Here is a 19,123-nt window from a genome sequence, read left to right on the forward strand (position 1 = left end):
GCCTGCCCTGCGCCGGACATGCCCGCCTCCACGCCCTCCTCGTCCTACTCCTCCTCGCCGTACCCCCACCTGCTCCAGCCGCTCGACCTTGGCTTCACCACGCTCAAGAACCGCGTGCTGATGGGGTCGATGCACACCGGGCTGGAAGACGGCAACCACTTCGACCGGCTGGCCGCCTACTTTGCCGAGCGCGCACGCGGCGATGTCGGGTTGATGGTCACGGGCGGATTCGCGCCCAACATTGCCGGCTGGACCAAGCCTTTTGCCGGGCGCCTGGCCACACATGGCGCAGCGCGCCGCCACCGCACGGTCACCAACGCCGTGCATGAGGAAGGCGGCAAGATCGCTCTGCAGATCCTGCATACCGGCCGCTACGGCTATCACCCGCTTGCGGTGGCGCCCACGTCGTTGCGCTCGCCCATCAGCCCGTTCACGCCGCGCGAGTTGTCCGCACGCGGTATCGAGCGCCAGATCCGCGCCTTCGTGCGGTGCGCGCAACTGGCCCGCGAAGCCGGCTACGACGGTGTCGAGATCATGGGTTCCGAGGGCTACTTCATCAACCAGTTTCTCGTCACGCATACCAACAAGCGCACGGACGACTGGGGCGGCAGCTATGCCAACCGCATGCGCCTGCCCGTGGAGATCGTCCAGCGCACGCGCGAGGCGGTCGGCAAGGATTTCATCATCATTTATCGCCTGTCGATGATCGACCTGATCCCGGACGGCAGCTCCTGGGAAGAAGTCGTGCAGCTCGCCAAGGCCGTGGAGCGCGCGGGGGCCACCATCATCAACACGGGCATCGGCTGGCACGAGGCACGCATCCCGACCATTGCGACGAGCGTGCCGCGTGCGGCGTTTGCGTGGGTGACGAAGAAGATGAAGGGCGAGGTCGGCATTCCGCTCGTGACGTCCAACCGCATCAACACGCCGGAGGTGGCAGAGGCCGTGCTGGCCGACGGATGCGCCGACATGGTGTCGATGGCGCGGCCGCTGCTGGCCGATGCCGACTTCGTACGCAAGGCCGCCACGAATCGCGCGCAGGACATCAACACCTGCATCGCTTGCAACCAGGCGTGCCTGGACCACGCGTTCAAGGCCAAGATTGCGAGTTGCCTCGTCAACCCACGCGCGTGTCACGAGACCGAACTCGTCATCCGACCGACGCCCGCCAAGCGCCGCTTTGCGGTGGTCGGCGCCGGGCCTGCGGGGCTGTCGGCGGCGATCACGCTGGCCGAGCGTGGGCACGCCGTGGACCTGTTCGACGCAGCGCCGGAACTCGGCGGCCAGTTGAACATGGCCAAGACGATCCCGGGCAAGGAAGAATTTCACGAGATGCTGCGCTACTTCACGCGCCGCGTCGATGCGACAGGCGTGACGCTGCGCCTCGGTGCGCGCGTGGATGCACAGCAGCTGCTTGCCGCCAAATACGACGAGATCATCATCGCGACGGGTGTGTCGCCGCGCAACCCGAAGATCCCGGGGCAGGACCATCCGAGCGTGCTGTCGTACATCGATGTGCTGCGTCACCGTAAGCCGGTCGGCAAGCGCGTGGCGATTGTCGGTGCGGGCGGCATCGGCTTCGACGTGGCGGAATTCCTGGCGCTCGACGGCCATTCGCCCACGCTGGATCTGCAGACGTGGCGGGCTGAATGGGGCGTTGGGGACCCGACCGAAGTACGCGGCGGCGTGGATGGCATCCGCCCCGAACCGCAAACACCCGCGCGCGAGATCGTCCTGCTGCAGCGGCGCGCCGGCAAACTCGGCGGCGGGCTGGGCAAGACCACCGGCTGGATCCACCGCACCAGCCTGAAGAACCTGGGCGTGCGCATGGTGGGCGGCGTCAACTACGAGCGCATCGGCGACGAAGGCCTGCTCGTGAGCTACGGAGAAAAACGCGAAGCCGCCGAATGGTTGCCGGTCGATTCCATTGTGCTGTGTGCAGGGCAAGAACCGTTGCGCGAACTGGTGGAGCCGCTGCAGGCCGGCGGTGCAAAGGTGCACGTCATCGGCGGCGCAGACGAGGCGCTCGAACTGGATGCCAAACGCGCCATCGACCAGGGCACGCGCCTGGCTGCATCGCTGTAACTGAGGCTTGCCCGCGTGGCGCGTTGCATGAAAAAACTCAGCGTTCGCTTCATGTTTCGCGCTTTCAATGAGAGTTAAAAAAATAGACGCATGAAAGGCCTGTCCTGCGCTTGCTGAAGTGCGTGCCGTGACCTTAGATGCCATTGCGCAAGCCGCTCAACCGGCCATCGGGCCGCGGTAGCACGCAATAGGAAGCGGCACGCCTTGCAGTGGGGTGGGACGGTGCATGGGCACGACCACGGCCATTGCCGGAGGATCGCGCCATGCCCGACCAGCCTTCCAATTCCGGATCATCCGATCTGCTGCGTGCCCTCGGCGCAGACCTGTCGACGCATCCGGGTGTGCTCTCCGAGCGCGAGCGTGAGTTGCTCGCCAGCCTCGTCGCACAACTCAAGACGCAGACCACCGACCCGAACGTCGGCAACGCGATTCACACCGCGCTAACCAACACGCTCGGCAAACGCGCCAGCGATGTGCTCGGTGCGGCCATCGCATCGCATCTGCTGGGCGGTGCGAGCCGCGTGCCGGTGCATGTCAACCCGGCGGCAGGGCCGGTGGTAGCGCATCCGGTCGCGCCGGTCGTGTCGGAGCCCGGCATCTTCGGACCGGTCGCACCTTCGCCCATCGGGCCTGTCGCGAACGATCCGAGCGGCGGGCCCTGGGTGTGGCCGCCGCTGAATCCGCCGCCGCTTTTCCCGCCATCCATTCCGCCGGTGCCGCCCAACCCCGGGCCGGGCCCCGTGCCGATCCCCATCCCCATTCCCGTCGACCCGCAACCGGTGCCCGTACCGGGTGTGCCGCCATGGTTTCCGATTCCCGTGCCGCCGTCGCTGCCGCCGGACGACCCATTCTTCCCGCACGGACCGCAGCCAATCTTCCCGCCGATCCCGCTCGGCGACCCGGGTGTCCCGCCGCCTCCGGAGCCCATCGACCCCGGCGATCCGCAACCGATCGACCCCGGCTGGCCAGGCGATCCGCAGCCGGGTGAGCCGGGCAATCCGGAACCCGTCGATCCTGGCGAGCCGGGCCCTGTCGGTCCTGTCGGCCCCGGCGATCCTGGAGACCCCGGCGGCCCTGGGCCCGTCGGCCCCGGCGAGCCCACCGGCCCGATCAATCCTGGCCCGGTGGATCCTGGTGGCCCGGGCCCGGTCGATCCTGGCAGCCCTGGAGACCCGGGCCCAGTCGATCCCGGCCCGTCAGACCCCGGCTCGCCGGAGCCCGGCCCTTCGGACCCGGAGGGCCGCTGGAACGGCGTGCTGGACCCTGGCGCGCTCGAATCCATCATCGACCAGTTCGCCAGCGTGGCGGTGCTGCAGCAGGTGGCTGGCGTAGTGGCAGCGGCAGGCGCACGCTTCGAAACGCAGGTCGTCTACACGCGTTCGATCGAAGCCAGCGAAACCCTGGCGCCGGCGCCCGTGCGCATCCAGGTGCTGCGCGACACGCCCCAGGTCGACAAGCTGCTTGTGGGGCCTGTGGAGCGCGCCTTGCCGGGCGCCGCCCGCCGGCTTGCACCGCGCGCGCGTCAGGTGGGCCGGATCCGTGTTTCCGTGTTGGCGTTGCAGCCGGGCACCAGCACGCGCATCGACCTGGCTAACCAGCCCGCGCATGCCAACGACGTGGTGCTCGTCGCAACGCTGGGCAGTACCGGCACGGCCAATGCATCGCTGCGCATGCTGCGCGGCCCGCTGCGACTGGCGGGTGTCGATCCGCGCCGTGGGCAGATCGTGGTGCCGCTTTCCACGGGGCGGGCCGTGGTCGTGCCCGCATTGCGACCGGCAGAGATCGTCGCCCCGGCCGGAGCCAGCGCCAGGCCATTGCTGGTCGCCGTCGTGCTGGCCGAGCTTTCGGTTAAATGAATTGGAGGCCAGCGTGATTGCTCCCGTGCTCGACTATCAGCCGGATGTGCTCGCACCGCGCGCGGCGGTGCAGCGCATCCGCGCGCGGGCGATGTCGGATCAGCCGCTGCGTATCAACCCGCGGCTGCGCTTCGGGCAGTCCGAGCAAGGCTGGTTGCTGCATGTTGAAGACCCGGGCCGCCGCATCGAGCACACCTTCGCCATCAGCCCGAACGCCTGGAGCAGCCTGCGCCGGATGCGTCCTGGCGACATCGCCCCGTCGATGGACCCGTTCATGCAGACCGTGCTCGTCGATGCCGGCGTATTGATATCGGCTGCGCAGTTCGATGCGCCGCACGAGTCGCCGCTCGATGCCGCGCGGGCGTCGTTCGCACACGAAAGCTATGGCGTGGTGACCGATGCCCTGCACCCGTACGAGGTGGCGGCCGTGCGTCGCTATCTTCGCCACGGCGTGCGCACAGGCGCCATCCGGTTTGGCGACCCGCAGGTCCCGCGCCGGTACCGTGCTCACAACGATCCGGTGTTGCGGACCCTGCAGGCGCGCCTCACGCCGCTCATCTCGCACGTGGTTGGCGTTCCCGTCAAACCGTCTTACGCGTACCTCGCGGCCTATACGCAGGGCGCGGTCCTGCACCGCCACGTCGACCGGCCGCAATGCGAATACAGCCTGACCATCGCCGTCGACTACACGCCTGAACCCACACTCGAAGCCTCATGGCCCATTCGCCTGGGCCTGCCCGATGCCGAAGTACTGATTTATCAAAGCCTCGGCGATGCGCTCGTCTACGCCGGCCCGCGCGTGGTGCATTTTCGCGAGGCGCTGCCCGAAGGACACATCTCGACCTCGCTGCTGCTGCATTACGTCAACCTCAACTTTCGTGGGTCGCTCAATTGACGCTCGAACCCCAGCACTTGCCGCTCGCATCGCCCGACCTGTTGCCCGTCGAGCTGGTGCACCCGCCATGGTGGGCGTCATGCGACGAATTCCTGCCGCCCAACGAACTTGAACTCGTGCGCGAAGCGGCGCTCGCCAACCCGGCGGCATATCGCCCGTCAGCGGTTCTCAACGCGGCAGGCGGCGGCGTCGAGCTGGACATCCGCCGCTCACGCGTGCGCTACGACGAGCCGACCATCGTCGCGCTGTTCGAAGAACGCCTGCTCGCCTATGCCGACAACATTTTCGAGCGCCTGCGCATTGCGCCGTTTCCAGTGCAGCGGCTGGAAGTGCAGCTCACCGTGACGGGCCACGGCGAATTCTTCAAGGTCCACAACGACAACACGCACGCGCAGCTGCGCACGCGCCGCGTCACGTTCATCTACTACTTTCATCGCGAGCCGCGTGCATTTGAAGGCGGCAACCTGCGCTTGTATGCCTCGCGCACCGATGGCCGGCGCTGGCGCGAAACCGCAGACTTCGTCGACATTGCGCCCGTGCAGAATCGGCTGATCGTGTTCCCGAGCTTCCTCATGCACGAGCTGCGGCCGGTGAGCGTGCCGTCCGGCCGCATGGAGGACGGTCGCTTCACCGTCAACGGCTGGTTTCACAGCTGAAGCGGAATGGGCGGCAACGGGATGACCACGGTGTGAAGGATTTGCACCCCGCTTCCGTTTTTACAAACACGGCCATTGCCGCGCGTGCCGCAAATGGCGAAATGACAACGTGTGGCGCCGCCGCCCTTTGGCCGGCCCGGTTCTTGCGTGAACAGGCGCATCAAGCACATTCACAAGAACCGGTTTGTCCAAGAACGTCTCTCCTCAGTCTTCTGCCAACGCGGCGCCGCTGCCCCCGCTCGACCTGGGGCAAACGGCCTTCCTGCTCGACTTTGACGGCACGCTGGTCGATATCGCGCCGCAACCCGATGCCGTGCATGTCTCCGCGCCGCTGCGTGAATCGCTGGCCGCGCTGCATGCCGCCAGCGGGGGCGCATTGGCGATCATCAGCGGCCGCACGGTGCACGACGTGGAGTCACGCCTGTCGCTGCCCGGCCTCGTTATCGCGGGTGTGCACGGCGCCGAACGCCGCTATGCAGACGGCGGCTTCGTCCGTCTGAGCACCGATGCCGACGCGCTCGCCCGGCTGGAGCGCGAGTTGCGCGCTGAACTCACGCAGTTGTCGACGCAGTTTTCCGGCGTGGTGCTGGAGAGCAAAGGCATTGCATTTGCCCTGCACTACCGCCACGCGCCCGAAGCTGAGAACGCTGTGCTGACGCTGGCTGATCGGCTGGCGCACCGCTATGCCGATCACGTGCGCCTGCAGGCCGGCAAGATGGTCGTCGAACTCAAGCCGCGCGGCGCCAGCAAGGGCGACGTGGTGCACACGCTGATGACCGAGCCGCCGTTCATGGGCCGCACGGTGCTGTTTGCCGGCGACGACCTGACCGATGAAAGCGCCTTCGATGCCGTCAACGCGCTGGATGGCTGGTCGATCAAAGTGGGCGCAGGCCCGAGCCAGGCGCGTTGGCGCGTGCAGGACGCGGCGGCATTGCGGGCCTGGCTGGCAACGCTCACGGTCCCGGCCAAGCGAGGTGCCGCATGAGCCGACTCATTGTGGTTTCCAACCGCGTTGCGCCCGTTGCCGAAGGCCAGGGAACGGCTGGCGGCCTGGCCGTCGGCGTGTTCGATGCGCTGCGCGAAACCGGCGGCATCTGGTTTGGCTGGAGTGGCGAAACCGCGACGACCGTTTCGCACGAACCCAACATCGTCACCAAGGGCAACATCACCTACGCCACCGTCGGCCTGAACCGCAAAGACTACGACCAGTACTACCGCGGCTTTGCCAACGCGACGCTGTGGCCGATCTTCCATTACCGCGTGGATCTGTCGCGCTACGAGCGCCAGGAGTACCACGGCTACCGGCGCGTCAACGCGCAGTTCGCGCATCAGCTCAAGGCGCTGGTGCAGCCCGACGACATTCTTTGGGTACACGACTATCACCTGATCCCGTTTGCTGCCGAGTGCCGCGCGCTGGGGCTCACCAACCGCATCGGGTTCTTCCTGCACATTCCGTTTCCGTCGCCCGAAATCCTGACGACGATTCCGCCGCATGAAGACCTCATGCGTGCGCTCTGTGCGTACGACCTCGTCGGCTTCCAGACCGAGACCGATCGCGTCGCCTTCTACGACTACATCGAGCGCGAGGCGCGCGGCTACATCGAACAGAAGGAACAGAACGGCCCCGTGCACGCCTATGGCCACACGCTGCGCGCCGAGGTGTACCCGATCGGCGTGCATCCGGACGAGATCGCCCAGCAGGCGAAGGCGTCGCTGGCGCGGCGCAATCCGTTCATGCGGCATGCGAGTGTGCGCGGCGAGCGCATCGCGCCCCAGGGGCAAGGCCAAGGCCAGCCACCCACGAAACTCATCATGAGCGTGGACCGGCTCGATTATTCGAAGGGCCTGCCGGAACGCTTCCGCGCATTCGAGCAATTGCTGGACGATTTTCCGGACCATCGCCGGCACGTGACCTTCATCCAGATCGCGCCCACGTCGCGCCAGGACGTGCAGAGCTATCAGCAGATCCGGCAACGGCTCGAAGCGGAGTCGGGCCGCATCAACGGCAAGCACTCGGAGCTGGACTGGACGCCCATCCGCTACATCAACAAGCAGTACGAACGGCGCGTGTTGATGGCGCTCTTCCGCAGCGCGCAGATCGGTTATGTCACGCCCCTGCGTGACGGCATGAACCTCGTCGCCAAGGAATACGTGGCCGCGCAAGACCCCGAAGACCCGGGCGTGCTGGTGCTGTCGCGCTTTGCCGGCGCGGCGCGCGAGCTGGATGCCGCGCTCATCGTCAACCCATATGACACGCGCGGCATGGCCGAAGCGCTGAACCGCGCATTGACGATGCCGCTGGAAGAACGCAAGGCGCGCTATGCCCACATGATGGATCGGCTGCGCGCGGCCAATCTCACCATCTGGCGCGAGCGGTTCGTGGCCGATCTGCGCAACGCGCCGTCGCAATAAGTCAGGCGCCCGCGCTGCCCGTCCGAGGCATCCGCTCGGCGGCCTCCGCTGCATCGGGGGATGCGGCGGCCTCGGGCCATAGCATGTCGGTCAGCACGGCGTTCATGCGCGCCCAGTGCGAACCGGGCCAATAGATCCGCCGGCAGACGTCGCATGTGCTGAAGAGACGCTGCCGCTCGCGCACCCGGGGCGGCACGCTGGCGGACGCCTCTTCCGCGCTCAGCATGCGCAGCGGCACATTGCATTCGAGACAGCGTGAAAACGGCTTCGCCACGTCGGCCAGCCGCAGGCGCGTGACGATCTCGCGCATCTGTGCCTGCGGCTCGCGCGCACGGATGAACGCGCCACGGCGGATGCCACGTCGCTTGAGAAGTTCGCGATCACGCGACAGCACGATCCAGTCTTCCTCGTATGCGAGCGCTTCGATGGCCGCGTCGGCGTAGTTGTTGTCGTAGGCGGTATCAAAGCCGGCCATGCGCAGCAGGCGCGCGGTGGCGCCCAGGTGCGCGTCGCACAGAAAGTGCAGCGGCGCCGCCGGCAACGAGGGCGCCACCGCGGCCACCGCAACATGGCCCTGGGCCGGGAGCATGGCCTCCAGCGCTATAGGCCGGCCATCTACCAGCACGCGCCCCACCTCGGTATGCGGCACGCCAAGCGCCTCGATGGCGTGCTTGAGCGTGGCGCCCTCTGCCCACGCGCGCGCCACGGGCTGCCCGCGCAATGCCAGGGGAAGAAGCGGCGTCAGGTTGGAATCGAACGTGAGGACGACGGTCTGCATGCCTGCCACGATACTCCCAACCCAACATGGGTGCCTTGGCACGTTGGCGCTACAAGGGTCTTGTCGGACGCCTGAACAATAAAAATGCGGCGTGACCGGTGAAGTCACGCCGCCAACAGGGAGGAGGAGAAATTCAGTCGCTGCGCGGTTTATGCGCGCGATGCAGCGCCGCCGTTCGGATAGCTCGCATCGCCATTCCACGACAGGTAGCCATACGTATCGGCCTGGCGATCTGCGCCTTGGCTGTACGGGTCAAAGCGATCGTTCTTCCACGACAGGTAACCGTAGGTATCGGCCTGGCGATCTGCGCCCTGGCTGTACGGATCAAAGCGATCGTTCTTCCACGACAGATAGCCGTAGGTATCGGCCTGGCGGTCTGCGCCCTGGCTGTACGGGTCGAAGCGGCCTGCCTGCGTTGCAGCCGGCGCATCGAAGTTGGGCTGGATGGAAGCCGTTGCGGGCTGCGACAGCAGCGCGGCGGAAGCCGACACGGTGGCCACCATGGCCAGGACAGCGCGGCGGGAGAAGGCGGAGAAGAGACGGGAGTTCATGATCTGTTCCTTGTTCGTTTGCGCTCGTTGTTGCGCTTGGAAGGCAGAATAGATCGTTGCTCCCGTCTGATAAATGCGACTTTGCAGAAATAACTGTTCAGGCGGCGCTAACAATCTGCAGCCGCGGATTTTCCTTGAGCTGCAGGCACGGGTGGTCGGAAAACAGCGTCGCCACCCAGTCCACGAACACCCGCACCTTGGGCGACAGGTGCCGGTTGTGCGGATACACCACCGAGATGGGCAACGGCTCGGAGATATAGTCCGGCAGCACCTCCACCAGCGCGCCCGACACGAGGTGCTCGTACACCAGGAAGCGCGACGTCTGTAGCAGCCCCAGGCCATGCAGTCCGCACGCCACCGCCGATTCGGCATCGTTGACCGACACCATGCTGCGCACCTTGTGGATCTGCTTCTGCCCGTCGATCACGAAATCCCAGTCCATGCGGCGGCCGTTGCGCGCAGAGAAGTAATTCACCGCCGTGTGGTCCTGCAGGTCTTCCAGCGTCTTGGGCGTGCCGCAGCGGGCCAGGTATTCCGGCGACGCGCAATTGACCATCGACAGCTGGCCGATGCGGCGCGCGACGAGGCTGGAATCCTGCAACTCGCCACCGCGCACGGCGCAATCCACGCCCTCCTGCACGAGGTCGACTGTGCGGTCGCTCATGCCGATCTCCAGCTGAAGATCGGGGTACGCCGCATGAAAATCACGAATGCGCGGCACGAGCAACCGTTTGCCAATCGACGCAGGAACATCGATACGCAACGTGCCGCGCGCGCCCGACGCGCTCTGCGAGAAGGCAGCCTCGGTTTCTTCCAGATCGCCGAGCAGACGCACACAGCGCTCGTAATACGCAGCGCCGTCGGCGGTGACATTCACACGGCGCGTGGTCCGGTGCAGCAGGCGCACGCCGAGATGCGCCTCAAGGCTTTGCACCAGGTTCGTCACCGTGGCGCGGGGTAACTGAAGGCTGTCGGCAGCCTTGGTGAAGCTGCTGGCTTCCACGACACGCGTGAAAACCTGCATGGCCTGCAAGCGATCCATCTGCGGCTCCTTAGGGACGGACTCCACGGGGCGGGCGCACTGCCCGATCAAAACGGGCAATGCGCCGGACCTGTGGAATCAAGGGGTCTGCTCATGCTCGAGAACACCCACGCATTCTGAGCATGGGGCGCGATCAGGAAGGCGGCGACTACGGGTTTTCGCAGTGCAACAAGATCGGCCTTGAGCTAGGACACTTTGTAGCACAACCGTAAATTTTGATTGTTCGGCTGCAACTAATAGTGATGTCTGATTATAGGCATTTATCCGCGTTCGTCTAATCACCATCATTCAGCCCATCGATATCCGGGTTATCCGCAAAGGTAAGCCCCGCCTGACATCATGGGTTCTTCTCCACCGCGCCTCGTTGTTTCGGATCGCTCGCTGACCAGCGATGCGGCATCGGCCGCTGTTCGTCCAGCGCGACCGTACGCAACGCCCGCCCCCAAAAATGTTGCACTGAATAACAATTTGCGCGCCGCAACATCGACGCTGCCTGAGCAAGCTTCTGCGTGCGAGGAAACGGCCCGCGCCGTGCCGCTGCCGCGCGAGGTCACAGCCGAAGATTATTGGACCCAGGGCTACGCCAGCCGCATCCGCTTGCGCGTGTTCCGCCCTGAAATGCACGCCGACGATGCCGCCGCACCGTTGCGGCGCCCCGGCGTGCTGTACCTGCATGGCGGTGGCTTCGTACGCGGCTCGATCGACGATGCCGATGCGCCGGCGCGCCACCTCGCCGCCACATTGCCGGCCGTGGTGGTCACGGTCGGCTATTCGCTGGCGCCTGCCGCGCCCTTTCCGGCCGCACCCGAAGATGTGTACGCCGCGCTGTGCTGCATGGCCGACCATGCCGACGCCTGGGGCATCGACCGCCGCCGCATGGCGGTGGCCGGGCATGACGCCGGCGGCAACCTGTCTGCCGCACTGACGATGATTGCGCGCGACCGTGGCGGCCCGAACCTGCGTGCGCAAGTCCTGATCGCGCCGATGCTCGATCCGACCATGGCCCGCATGCGCCCCGACCACCTGGCCGACGCCGACAACTCGGCCGAAGTCTGCGCCGATTGCTATCGCCAGTACCTGCCCCGCCCGACCGAACGCGTGCACCCCTACGCCGCGCCGGTGGAATCGCGCCGGCTGCAGGGCCTGCCCCCGGCCCTGCTGCTCACCGCGCCGCAAGACCTGCTGCGCACCGAGGCCGAGCGCTACGCCGCGTGCCTGATTGAGGCGGGCGTGGCCACGCAGGTCGTGCGCGTGAACGAAGCCTGCCATGACTCGATTGCCATGAGCGCCGTGGCGCAAGACGAGATGACGTGCTTCCTGCGCTGGCACCTCGGCATGACGCGGCAGGCAGCAGCCCCCCGCAAACGCCGCCCACGTGCGGACCGGAAGGACCGCACCCCCATAGACCCGACCGGGGAGACGCCTGGCTGAACCCATACAACAAGAAACGGAGTGCGAGGCCGCCCGCGTATTTCTACGCGGCCAACGCGCTTTTATCCAGTCTTTTTCTCTTTGCCTACCCAACAAAATCGAGAGAGTCATCATGAGCCTGTCCAAACGCACACTCGCCATTTCGGTTGCCGCCGTGCTCGGCGTTGCAGCTGTGGGCACCTACGGTCTGGTCTCCAGTGCCGGCGCTTCCCAGCAGCCGGCCGCCGCGCCTGCCGCCACGCCGGTGGATGTGGCGCCGGTGCTGGCCAAGAACGTTTCCGAATGGGATGAGTTTTCCGGCCGCATCGAAGCCGTTCAACGCGTTGAAGTCCGCCCGCTGGTGAGCGGCACCGTCACCGCCGTCCACTTCAAGGACGGCAGCATCGTCAAGAAGGGCGACGCGCTGTTCACCATCGACCCGCGCCCCTACGCAGCCGAAGTGGCCCGCACGCAAGCCGCGCTGACAGCCGCCAAATCGCGCGTGGCCTACACCACGTCGGAGCTGGACCGTGCGCAGAAGCTGGTGGCCGACAACGCCATCGCACGCCGCGAGTTCGAAGAGAAGGAAAACGCCGCACGTGAGGCCCAAGCCAACCTGCAAGGCGCCGCCGCCGCGCTGGAAGCCGCCAAGCTGAACCTGGAGTACACGCACATCGTGGCGCCGGTCTCCGGCCGCGTGTCGCGCGCGGAAATCACCGTCGGCAATGTCGTCTCTGCCGGTGGCGCTGCGCCGGTGCTGACCACGCTGGTGTCGGTCTCGCCGATGTACGTGGCGTTCGATGCGGATGAACAAAGCTACCTGCGTTACTCCGAGAAGGCCGCCCAGGGCGCCAAGACCCCGGTCTACATCGGGCTGGCCAATGAGGACGGCTACACGCGCGAAGGCGTGATCCAGTCCGTCGACAACCGGCTGGACGTGCGCTCGGGCACGATCCGCGTGCGCGCCACGCTCGACAACGCCGACGGCCGCCTCACGCCGGGCCTGTACGCCCGCGTGCGCATGAGCACCGGCGCGCCGCACGACGCCATTCTCATCACCGACAAGGCCATCGGCACGGACCAGGACAAGAAATTCGTCCTGGTGGTGGATGCGGCCAACAAGACGAGCTATCGCCCGGTCGTGCTGGGCGCCTCCATCGACGGCCTGCGCGTGGTCAAGTCGGGCCTGAAGGCCGGCGAGCGCATCGTCGTGAACGGCATCCAGCGCGTGCGCCCCGGCGACGCCGTGGCACCCAACACGGTGACCATGGACAGCCTCGTCACCAAGCGCGTGGTGTTGCCGGGTGCACAGCCGGACGCCCCGGCTGCACCCGCCGAAGCCAAAGCCGACACATCCGCAGCGCCTGCCGCCAAGGCCGAAGCCAAGCCCGCCAACGCCAAGACCGCCGCTACCGCGCAACGCCTGCCGGCCGACCGCGCTTGATTTGCGACTGAACCTCATCGCTCACAGCCATGAACTTCTCTAAATTTTTCGTGGACCGCCCCATCTTTGCGGGCGTGCTTTCCACGCTGATCCTGCTGATCGGGATCATCTCGATCTGGCGATTGCCGATCTCGGAATACCCCGAGGTCGTGCCGCCTTCGGTGGTGGTGCGCGCGCAGTTCCCGGGCGCCAACCCGAAGGTGATTGCCGAGACCGTCGCCTCGCCGCTCGAAGAACAGATCAACGGCGTCGAAAACATGCTGTACATGCAGTCGCAAGCCAACAGCGACGGCAACATGACCACGACGGTCACCTTCAAGCTGGGCACCGACCCCGACAAGGCACAGCAGCTCGTGCAGAACCGCGTGTCGCAGGCGCTGCCGCGTCTGCCTGACGTGGTGCAGCGCCTGGGCGTGACGACCATCAAGAGCAGCCCCGACCTGACGATGGTGGTGCACTTGCTGTCGCCCAACGACCGCTACGACATGACGTACCTGCGCAACTACGCCGTGCTGAACGTCAAGGACCGCCTTGCACGGATCAGCGGCGTGGGCCAGGTGCAGCTGTTCGGCTCGGGCGACTACTCGATGCGCGTGTGGCTCGACCCGAATAAGGTCGCCGAGCGCGGCCTGACGGCCAACGAAGTGGTCAAGGCCATCCGCGACCAGAACGTGCAGGTGGCTGCCGGTGTGATCGGCGGCTCGCCGTCGGTGCCGGGCACGGACCTGCAACTGTCCGTCAACGCACAGGGCCGCCTGAAGACCGAGCAGGAGTTCGGCGACATCATCCTGAAGAGTTCGCCCGATGGCGCCGTCACGTACCTGCGTGACGTGGCCCGCATCGAGCTGGCTGCGTCGGAATACGGCTTGCGCTCGCTGCTGGACAACAAGCAGGCGGTGGCCATTCCGATCTTCCAGGCACCAGGCTCCAACGCGCTGCAGATTTCGGATGACGTGCGCAAGACGATGGCCGAGCTGAAGGAAGACTTTCCCGAAGGCGTCGACTACCGCATCGTCTATGACCCGACGCAGTTCGTCCGCTCCAGTATTGAAGCCGTCACGCACACGCTGCTGGAAGCGGTGGCGCTTGTGGTGCTGGTGGTGATCCTGTTCCTGCAGACGTGGCGTGCGTCGATCATTCCGCTGCTGGCGGTGCCGGTGTCGATCATCGGTACGTTTGGCCTGATGCTGATGTTCGGCTTCTCGATCAATGCGCTGTCGCTGTTCGGGCTGGTGCTGGCGATCGGGATCGTGGTGGACGATGCCATCGTGGTGGTGGAAAACGTCGAGCGGAACATCGCCGAAGGCTTATCGCCACGCGAGGCCACGTACAAGGCCATGCGCGAAGTGAGCGGCCCGATCATCGCCATTGCCCTGACGCTGATTGCCGTGTTCGTGCCGCTGGCCTTCATGACGGGCCTGACCGGTCAGTTCTACAAGCAGTTCGCGCTGACGATCTCCATCTCGACCGTCATCTCGGCCTTCAACTCGCTCACGCTGTCGCCGGCGCTGGCCGCCCTGCTCCTCAAGAGCCACGACGCACCGAAGGATTGGCTGGCGCGCACGATGGACAAGGGCCTGGGTTGGATCTTCCGTCCGTTCAACCGTGTGTTTGGTGCGGCATCGGAGTCGTATGGCCGCAGCACGTCGCGCGTGATCGGTCGCAAGGCCGTGATGCTCGGTATCTACCTCGCGCTGATCGGCGCGACCGCGCTGCTGTTCAACAAGGTGCCGGGCGGCTTCGTGCCGATGCAGGACAAGCAGTACCTCGTGAGCTTCGCGCAGCTGCCGGACGGTGCCTCGCTTGACCGCACGGAAGACGTGATCCGTCGCATGTCCGACATCGCCCTCAAGCACCCCGGTGTGGAAAGCGCCGTGGCGTTCCCGGGCCTGTCGATCAACGGCTTCACCAACAGCCCGAGCGCCGGCATCGTGTTCGTCACGCTCAAGCCGTTTGACCAGCGCAAGAGCGCCGACCTGTCGGGCGGCGCCATCGCGGGGCAACTGAACCAGCAGTACGGTGCGATCAAGGACGCCTTCATTGCCGTCTTCCCGCCGCCGCCGGTGCAGGGCCTCGGCACGGTGGGTGGCTTCAAGATGCAGATCGAAGACCGCGGTTCGGTCGGCTACGAACAGCTCTTTGCCGCCACGCAGGCCTTCATGGCCAAGGCACGCCAGACGCCGGAGCTGGGCCCGTCGTTCTCGAGCTACCAGATCAACGTGCCGCAGCTGAATGCCGACCTGGACCGCGTGAAGGCCAAGCAGCTTGGCGTGCCGGTCACGGATGTGTTCGACACCATGCAGGTGTATCTGGGCTCGCTGTACGTGAACGACTTCAACCGCTTCGGCCGCACATATCAGGTGAAGGTGCAGGCAGACGCGCCGTTCCGCGCCCATGCAGAAGACATCCTGCAGTTGAAGACGCGCAACACGGCCGGCGAGATGGTGCCGCTGTCATCGCTGCTGCGTGTGTCGCAAGGCTTCGGGCCGGATATGGTCGTACGTTACAACGGCTACACCGCTGCCGACATCAACGGTGGCCCGGCCCCGGGGTTCTCATCGGGTCAGGCGCAGGCGGCTGTGGAACGCATCGCGCATGAAACGCTGCCCAAGGGCGTGCGCTTCGAGTGGACGGACCTGACGTATCAGCAGATCCTGGCGGGCAACTCGGCCGTGTGGATCTTCCCGATCTGCGTGCTGCTGGTGTTCCTGGTCCTGGCTGCGCAGTATGAAAGCCTGACGCTGCCGCTGGCCGTGATCCTGATCGTGCCGATGAGCCTGTTCGCCGCCATGCTGGGCGTGTGGGTCTCGCATGGAGACAACAACATCTTCACGCAGATCGGTCTGGTGGTGCTGGTGGGGCTGGCGTGTAAGAACGCCATCCTGATCGTGGAGTTTGCGCGCGAGCTGGAGTTGCAAGGGCGCACCATCGTGGAAGCCGCCATCGAGGCCTGCCGCCTGCGTCTGCGCCCGATCCTGATGACGTCGATCGCTTTCATCATGGGCGTGGTGCCCCTGGTGGTGTCGACCGGCGCCGGTGCGGAAATGCGTCATGCCATGGGCGTGGCCGTGTTCGCGGGGATGCTGGGTGTGACGCTGTTCGGCCTGTTCCTCACGCCGGTGTTCTACGTGCTGCTGCGCACGCTGGCGGCACGCCGCGGCCAGCGCTCGGAAGATGCACCCGATCGTGATCTGGACCTGGATGGCGCGCTGCCTGTGCCGTCGGCCCAGCACTAAGGTCAACACTCATCAAGACATCGTTATGAACGCGTCGACACAACAACAAACGGGTCCGGCCATGCGCGCGGGCCGCTGGACTCCGCTGGCGCTGGCCGCCGCGCTGTTCCTGGCGGCCTGCTCGCTCGCCCCGACCTACGAGAAGCCGGACGTTGGCACGCCCAACGCCTTCAAGGAAGCAGCGCAGCCAGCACAGGCGACCGATGCACCGCTGGCCGCAAACGAGCAAGGCAAGTGGAAGACCGCCGAGCCCGCCCTGCCCGCCGACGGCGCATGGTGGAAGATCTTCAACGACCCGGCGCTCGACAAGCTCGAAGCGCAGGCCGCTGAAGCCAGCCCCACGCTGGCCGCCGCCGCCGCCCGCGTGACGCAGGCGCGCGCCTTCGTGCAGGCCAACCGTGCATCGCTGTTCCCGGAACTGGACGTGGGCTTCGGCCCGACGCGCCAGCGGGCGTCGGCGGCATCGGCCGGCTTGCCGGTCGGCGCGCCCGTGCAGCCGCAGACGTACTGGCGCGCGCAGTCCACCGTGGCGTATGAGGTGGACCTGTTCGGCCGCGTGCGCAACAACATCGATGCCGCCGGTGCCGACGCCGAGCGCGTCGAAGCGCTGTACCGTGCCGCACGGCTGACCTTGCAGGCCGACGTGGCGCAGACGTATTTCAGCCTGCGTACGCTGGATGCGGAAGAGGCGTTGCTGTCCCGCACGCTGGTCGGCCGCGAAGAAGCGCTCAAGCTGGTGCAGCGCCGCTTCAACACCGGCGACATCGGCGAACTGGACGTCGCCCGCGCCGATGCCGAACTGGCCACGGCACGCTCTGACCGCATCGGCGTACAACGTCGCCGCGCGGTGCTGGAGCACGCCCTGGCGACGCTGCTGGGCAAGGCACCGGCCGATTTCAACATGGATGCACAACCGCTCACCACGCTGGATGTACGTGTGCCGGCAGGCCTGCCCTCCGCCCTGCTGGAGCGCCGCCCCGACGTGGCCGCTGCCGAACGCTCGATGGCTGCGGCCAACGCGCGGATCGGCGTGGCGCGTGCGGCGTTCTTCCCGCAGCTGCAGCTCACGGGCGGCTTTGGCTACGAGTCGCACGACATCGGCGATCTGCTGAAGTGGGGCAGCCGCACGTGGATTCTCGGGCCGCTCGTGGGCACCGCGCTGTCGCTGCCGATCTTCGACGGTGGCGCCCGCAGCGCCGGCGTGAAGCAGGCACGTGCCGCGTACGAAGAGAACGTTGCCAACTACCGCGAAAGCGTGCTCGTCGCCTTCCGCGAGGTGGAAGACAACCTCTCGGAACTGCGCCTGCTGGCCGATCAGGCCAAGGCCCAGGACGATGCCGTGCGCGCTTCCACGCGCGCCGCGCAGCTGTCACGCACGCGCTACAACGCGGGCTCGGTCAACTACCTGGACGTGATCGATGCCGAGCGCAACATGCTGTCCGCCGAACGCATCGGCGTGCAACTGGCCGGCAGCCGCGTGAACTCCACGGTGGGGCTCATCAAGGCGCTGGGCGGCGGCTGGGGTGATCTGCCGCCGGCCAACGCGGCCCAGCCTGCAACGGTGGCGCAACAGTAACCAGGCATTGCTCCCTCTCTCTCTGGAAAGCGAGATCTGCGCGGCTTCGGCCGCGTTTTTTTTTGCCGTGGACTACCTGCGGCCTGCAGTCATGCCACCTTCGCGCTGCGCTGCGCGACATTCCCGCCCGTCGCGGGAATGCGTCAACCTTTTGTTATTGGCTGTAGCCCCGCCGCTCTATGGCGGCTAACACGTCCCACGTCTGCGGATCGACATCGCGGCCCCCGAGCGACATCGATACATACGCATCAATCGCGTCCACAAAACCCTTCACGAACGGCGGCGGGAATGCCTGTGCGGAGAACAGTTGCAACTGTTCGAGCAGCATGCCCGGCCTGCATTGGCCGTGCGTGCACATGGCGGTGCGTGTGCGCTTGAGATAGGCCTGTGCTGCCAGTGCGCCGTTCAGATAGACGCGGTTCTTGGTGAGCCGGCCTGCGTCGGGCGACGTGGGCGCTGGACTAGGTGACGCTGGGGGTGGAGATGGATAGGACGCAGGGCGCGTCGCTTCGGAAATCGGCATAGGAGCCTCCTTGGGATTAAAGGAGCCTCACCATCTCGGCGCTAAACGAGGGTGGCGGGCCTGACGATGGTGTTAGCGACCCGGTCCCAAGGAAACCGGTAGACCCGAAGGTCTCACCATCCGGCCCGCCAAAGTAGGCGCGAACGGAAGCAGCAGTGCGACTGCATGCAGCAATCGTCCGCCTTGGTGTTTCAGGTCGCTAAACCAGGCTGCCGTTGGTGCGGCAGCGGGCAGATTATAGCGGCGCAGGCATCGTCCAAGTTCCGATTCCGTGTATCAGGTTCTGACGCGCAAGGGCCGTGCGCGCACCGCGCATTCCGGTTCGCAGCGAGCGCCGACCGAGCCTTGCCGAAGCACCCCTGCCCCTTAACGCATCGCCGTTGGCCCGCAGACGGCCGAGCTCCGCAGTTTCCGGTGCGTGCATCAGCCCTAAACATTCGATTTCCACAGTCCGAGAGCGACTCGCCACCCTCAAACAGTGGCGCACGACCCTCGGAGGCCCGAACGCGGCCCGAAAACATTCGATACATCGGACCTCCGAGGCCCGAGCGCCACCCTCAAACCGTCAACGTTGACCCTCTGAGCCTCGTGCGCGACGGTCCGAGGCTGGAAGCCGGCTGTCAGGGCTCGAAAATTTCGACCTCTGACTGTGGAAGACG

14 protein-coding genes are annotated in these 19,123 nt (G+C 66.2%); 10 read left to right on the forward strand and 4 right to left on the reverse strand.

From position 1 onward, the window contains the following. Positions 1–18 precede the first annotated feature (18 nt). From R2669_RS01545 to otsA, 6 genes are all read left to right on the forward strand, one after another. The gene (locus R2669_RS01545; RefSeq protein ID WP_316898163.1) at positions 19–2,085 is read left to right on the forward strand and encodes an oxidoreductase; all 2,067 of its coding nucleotides are present in this window, start codon (positions 19–21) and stop codon (positions 2,083–2,085) included. Between the two features lie 263 nt (positions 2,086–2,348). After that, positions 2,349–3,941 (forward strand): hypothetical protein, encoded by a 1,593-nt coding sequence (locus tag R2669_RS01550; protein WP_316898165.1) that lies wholly within the window; start codon positions 2,349–2,351, stop codon positions 3,939–3,941. 13 nt (positions 3,942–3,954) lie between these two features. Beyond that, entirely contained in the window at positions 3,955–4,836 is an 882-nt protein-coding gene (locus R2669_RS01555) for a hypothetical protein (protein WP_316898167.1), read from the forward strand. Further along, positions 4,833–5,492, forward strand: a complete 660-nt coding sequence (locus tag R2669_RS01560; protein ID WP_316898169.1) for a 2OG-Fe(II) oxygenase — start codon at positions 4,833–4,835, stop codon at positions 5,490–5,492. The genes R2669_RS01555 and R2669_RS01560 overlap by 4 nt, the downstream gene beginning before the upstream one ends. A gap of 184 nt (positions 5,493–5,676) precedes the next feature. Beyond that, positions 5,677–6,477: a trehalose-phosphatase gene (gene otsB, locus R2669_RS01565; protein ID WP_316898171.1), complete on the forward strand. Its 801-nt coding sequence runs from the start codon at positions 5,677–5,679 to the stop codon at positions 6,475–6,477. Next, positions 6,474–7,904 (forward strand): alpha,alpha-trehalose-phosphate synthase (UDP-forming), encoded by a 1,431-nt coding sequence (otsA, locus tag R2669_RS01570; protein WP_027679069.1) that lies wholly within the window; start codon positions 6,474–6,476, stop codon positions 7,902–7,904. The genes otsB and otsA overlap by 4 nt, the downstream gene beginning before the upstream one ends. Position 7,905: 1 nt before the next feature. On the opposite strand, the gene R2669_RS01575 is transcribed toward otsA, so the two are convergent. From R2669_RS01575 to R2669_RS01585, 3 genes are all read right to left on the reverse strand, one after another. Then, positions 7,906–8,682, reverse strand: a complete 777-nt coding sequence (locus R2669_RS01575) for a Mut7-C RNAse domain-containing protein (protein WP_316898173.1) — start codon at positions 8,680–8,682, stop codon at positions 7,906–7,908. A gap of 149 nt (positions 8,683–8,831) precedes the next feature. After that, positions 8,832–9,233 carry a hypothetical protein gene (locus R2669_RS01580; RefSeq protein ID WP_316898174.1) on the reverse strand — a complete coding sequence of 134 codons (402 nt, stop codon included), beginning with the start codon at positions 9,231–9,233 and terminating at the stop codon, positions 8,832–8,834. A gap of 97 nt (positions 9,234–9,330) precedes the next feature. Beyond that, on the reverse strand, positions 9,331–10,275 hold the full coding sequence (locus R2669_RS01585; protein WP_316898176.1) for a LysR family transcriptional regulator: 945 nt from the start codon (positions 10,273–10,275) through the stop codon (positions 9,331–9,333). A 339-nt stretch (positions 10,276–10,614) separates the two neighbouring features. Between R2669_RS01585 and R2669_RS01590 the strand changes: the two genes are divergently transcribed. From R2669_RS01590 to R2669_RS01605, 4 genes are all read left to right on the forward strand, one after another. Next, complete coding sequence (locus R2669_RS01590) at positions 10,615–11,706, forward strand: alpha/beta hydrolase (RefSeq protein WP_316898178.1); 1,092 nt, start codon at positions 10,615–10,617, stop codon at positions 11,704–11,706. 112 nt (positions 11,707–11,818) lie between these two features. Further along, positions 11,819–13,129 carry an efflux RND transporter periplasmic adaptor subunit gene (locus R2669_RS01595; protein WP_316898180.1) on the forward strand — a complete coding sequence of 437 codons (1,311 nt, stop codon included), beginning with the start codon at positions 11,819–11,821 and terminating at the stop codon, positions 13,127–13,129. Between the two features lie 29 nt (positions 13,130–13,158). Then, positions 13,159–16,365, forward strand: coding sequence for an efflux RND transporter permease subunit (locus R2669_RS01600; protein ID WP_316898181.1), 3,207 nt, complete (start codon positions 13,159–13,161; stop codon positions 16,363–16,365). A 25-nt stretch (positions 16,366–16,390) separates the two neighbouring features. Further along, positions 16,391–17,941: an efflux transporter outer membrane subunit gene (locus R2669_RS01605; protein ID WP_308217196.1), complete on the forward strand. Its 1,551-nt coding sequence runs from the start codon at positions 16,391–16,393 to the stop codon at positions 17,939–17,941. A 154-nt stretch (positions 17,942–18,095) separates the two neighbouring features. On the opposite strand, the gene R2669_RS01610 is transcribed toward R2669_RS01605, so the two are convergent. Then, positions 18,096–18,464, reverse strand: a complete 369-nt coding sequence (locus R2669_RS01610) for a hypothetical protein (RefSeq protein ID WP_260772630.1) — start codon at positions 18,462–18,464, stop codon at positions 18,096–18,098. Positions 18,465–19,123 lie beyond the last annotated feature (659 nt).

The organism is Ralstonia edaphi, assembly GCF_958350185.1.
GTDB lineage: Bacteria > Pseudomonadota > Gammaproteobacteria > Burkholderiales > Burkholderiaceae > Ralstonia > Ralstonia edaphi.

Coding starts and splice junctions, on each gene's coding strand:
- R2669_RS01550 (WP_316898165.1), top strand. CDS start 2,349: ATGCCCGACCAGCCTTCCAATTCCGGATCATCCGATCTGCTGCGTGCC.
- R2669_RS01605 (WP_308217196.1), top strand. CDS start 16,391: ATGAACGCGTCGACACAACAACAAACGGGTCCGGCCATGCGCGCGGGC.
- R2669_RS01575 (WP_316898173.1), bottom strand. CDS start 8,682: ATGCAGACCGTCGTCCTCACGTTCGATTCCAACCTGACGCCGCTTCTT.
- R2669_RS01590 (WP_316898178.1), top strand. CDS start 10,615: ATGGGTTCTTCTCCACCGCGCCTCGTTGTTTCGGATCGCTCGCTGACC.
- R2669_RS01545 (WP_316898163.1), top strand. CDS start 19: ATGCCCGCCTCCACGCCCTCCTCGTCCTACTCCTCCTCGCCGTACCCC.
- otsA (WP_027679069.1), top strand. CDS start 6,474: ATGAGCCGACTCATTGTGGTTTCCAACCGCGTTGCGCCCGTTGCCGAA.
- R2669_RS01600 (WP_316898181.1), top strand. CDS start 13,159: ATGAACTTCTCTAAATTTTTCGTGGACCGCCCCATCTTTGCGGGCGTG.
- R2669_RS01580 (WP_316898174.1), bottom strand. CDS start 9,233: ATGAACTCCCGTCTCTTCTCCGCCTTCTCCCGCCGCGCTGTCCTGGCC.
- R2669_RS01585 (WP_316898176.1), bottom strand. CDS start 10,275: ATGGATCGCTTGCAGGCCATGCAGGTTTTCACGCGTGTCGTGGAAGCC.
- R2669_RS01610 (WP_260772630.1), bottom strand. CDS start 18,464: ATGCCGATTTCCGAAGCGACGCGCCCTGCGTCCTATCCATCTCCACCC.
- R2669_RS01595 (WP_316898180.1), top strand. CDS start 11,819: ATGAGCCTGTCCAAACGCACACTCGCCATTTCGGTTGCCGCCGTGCTC.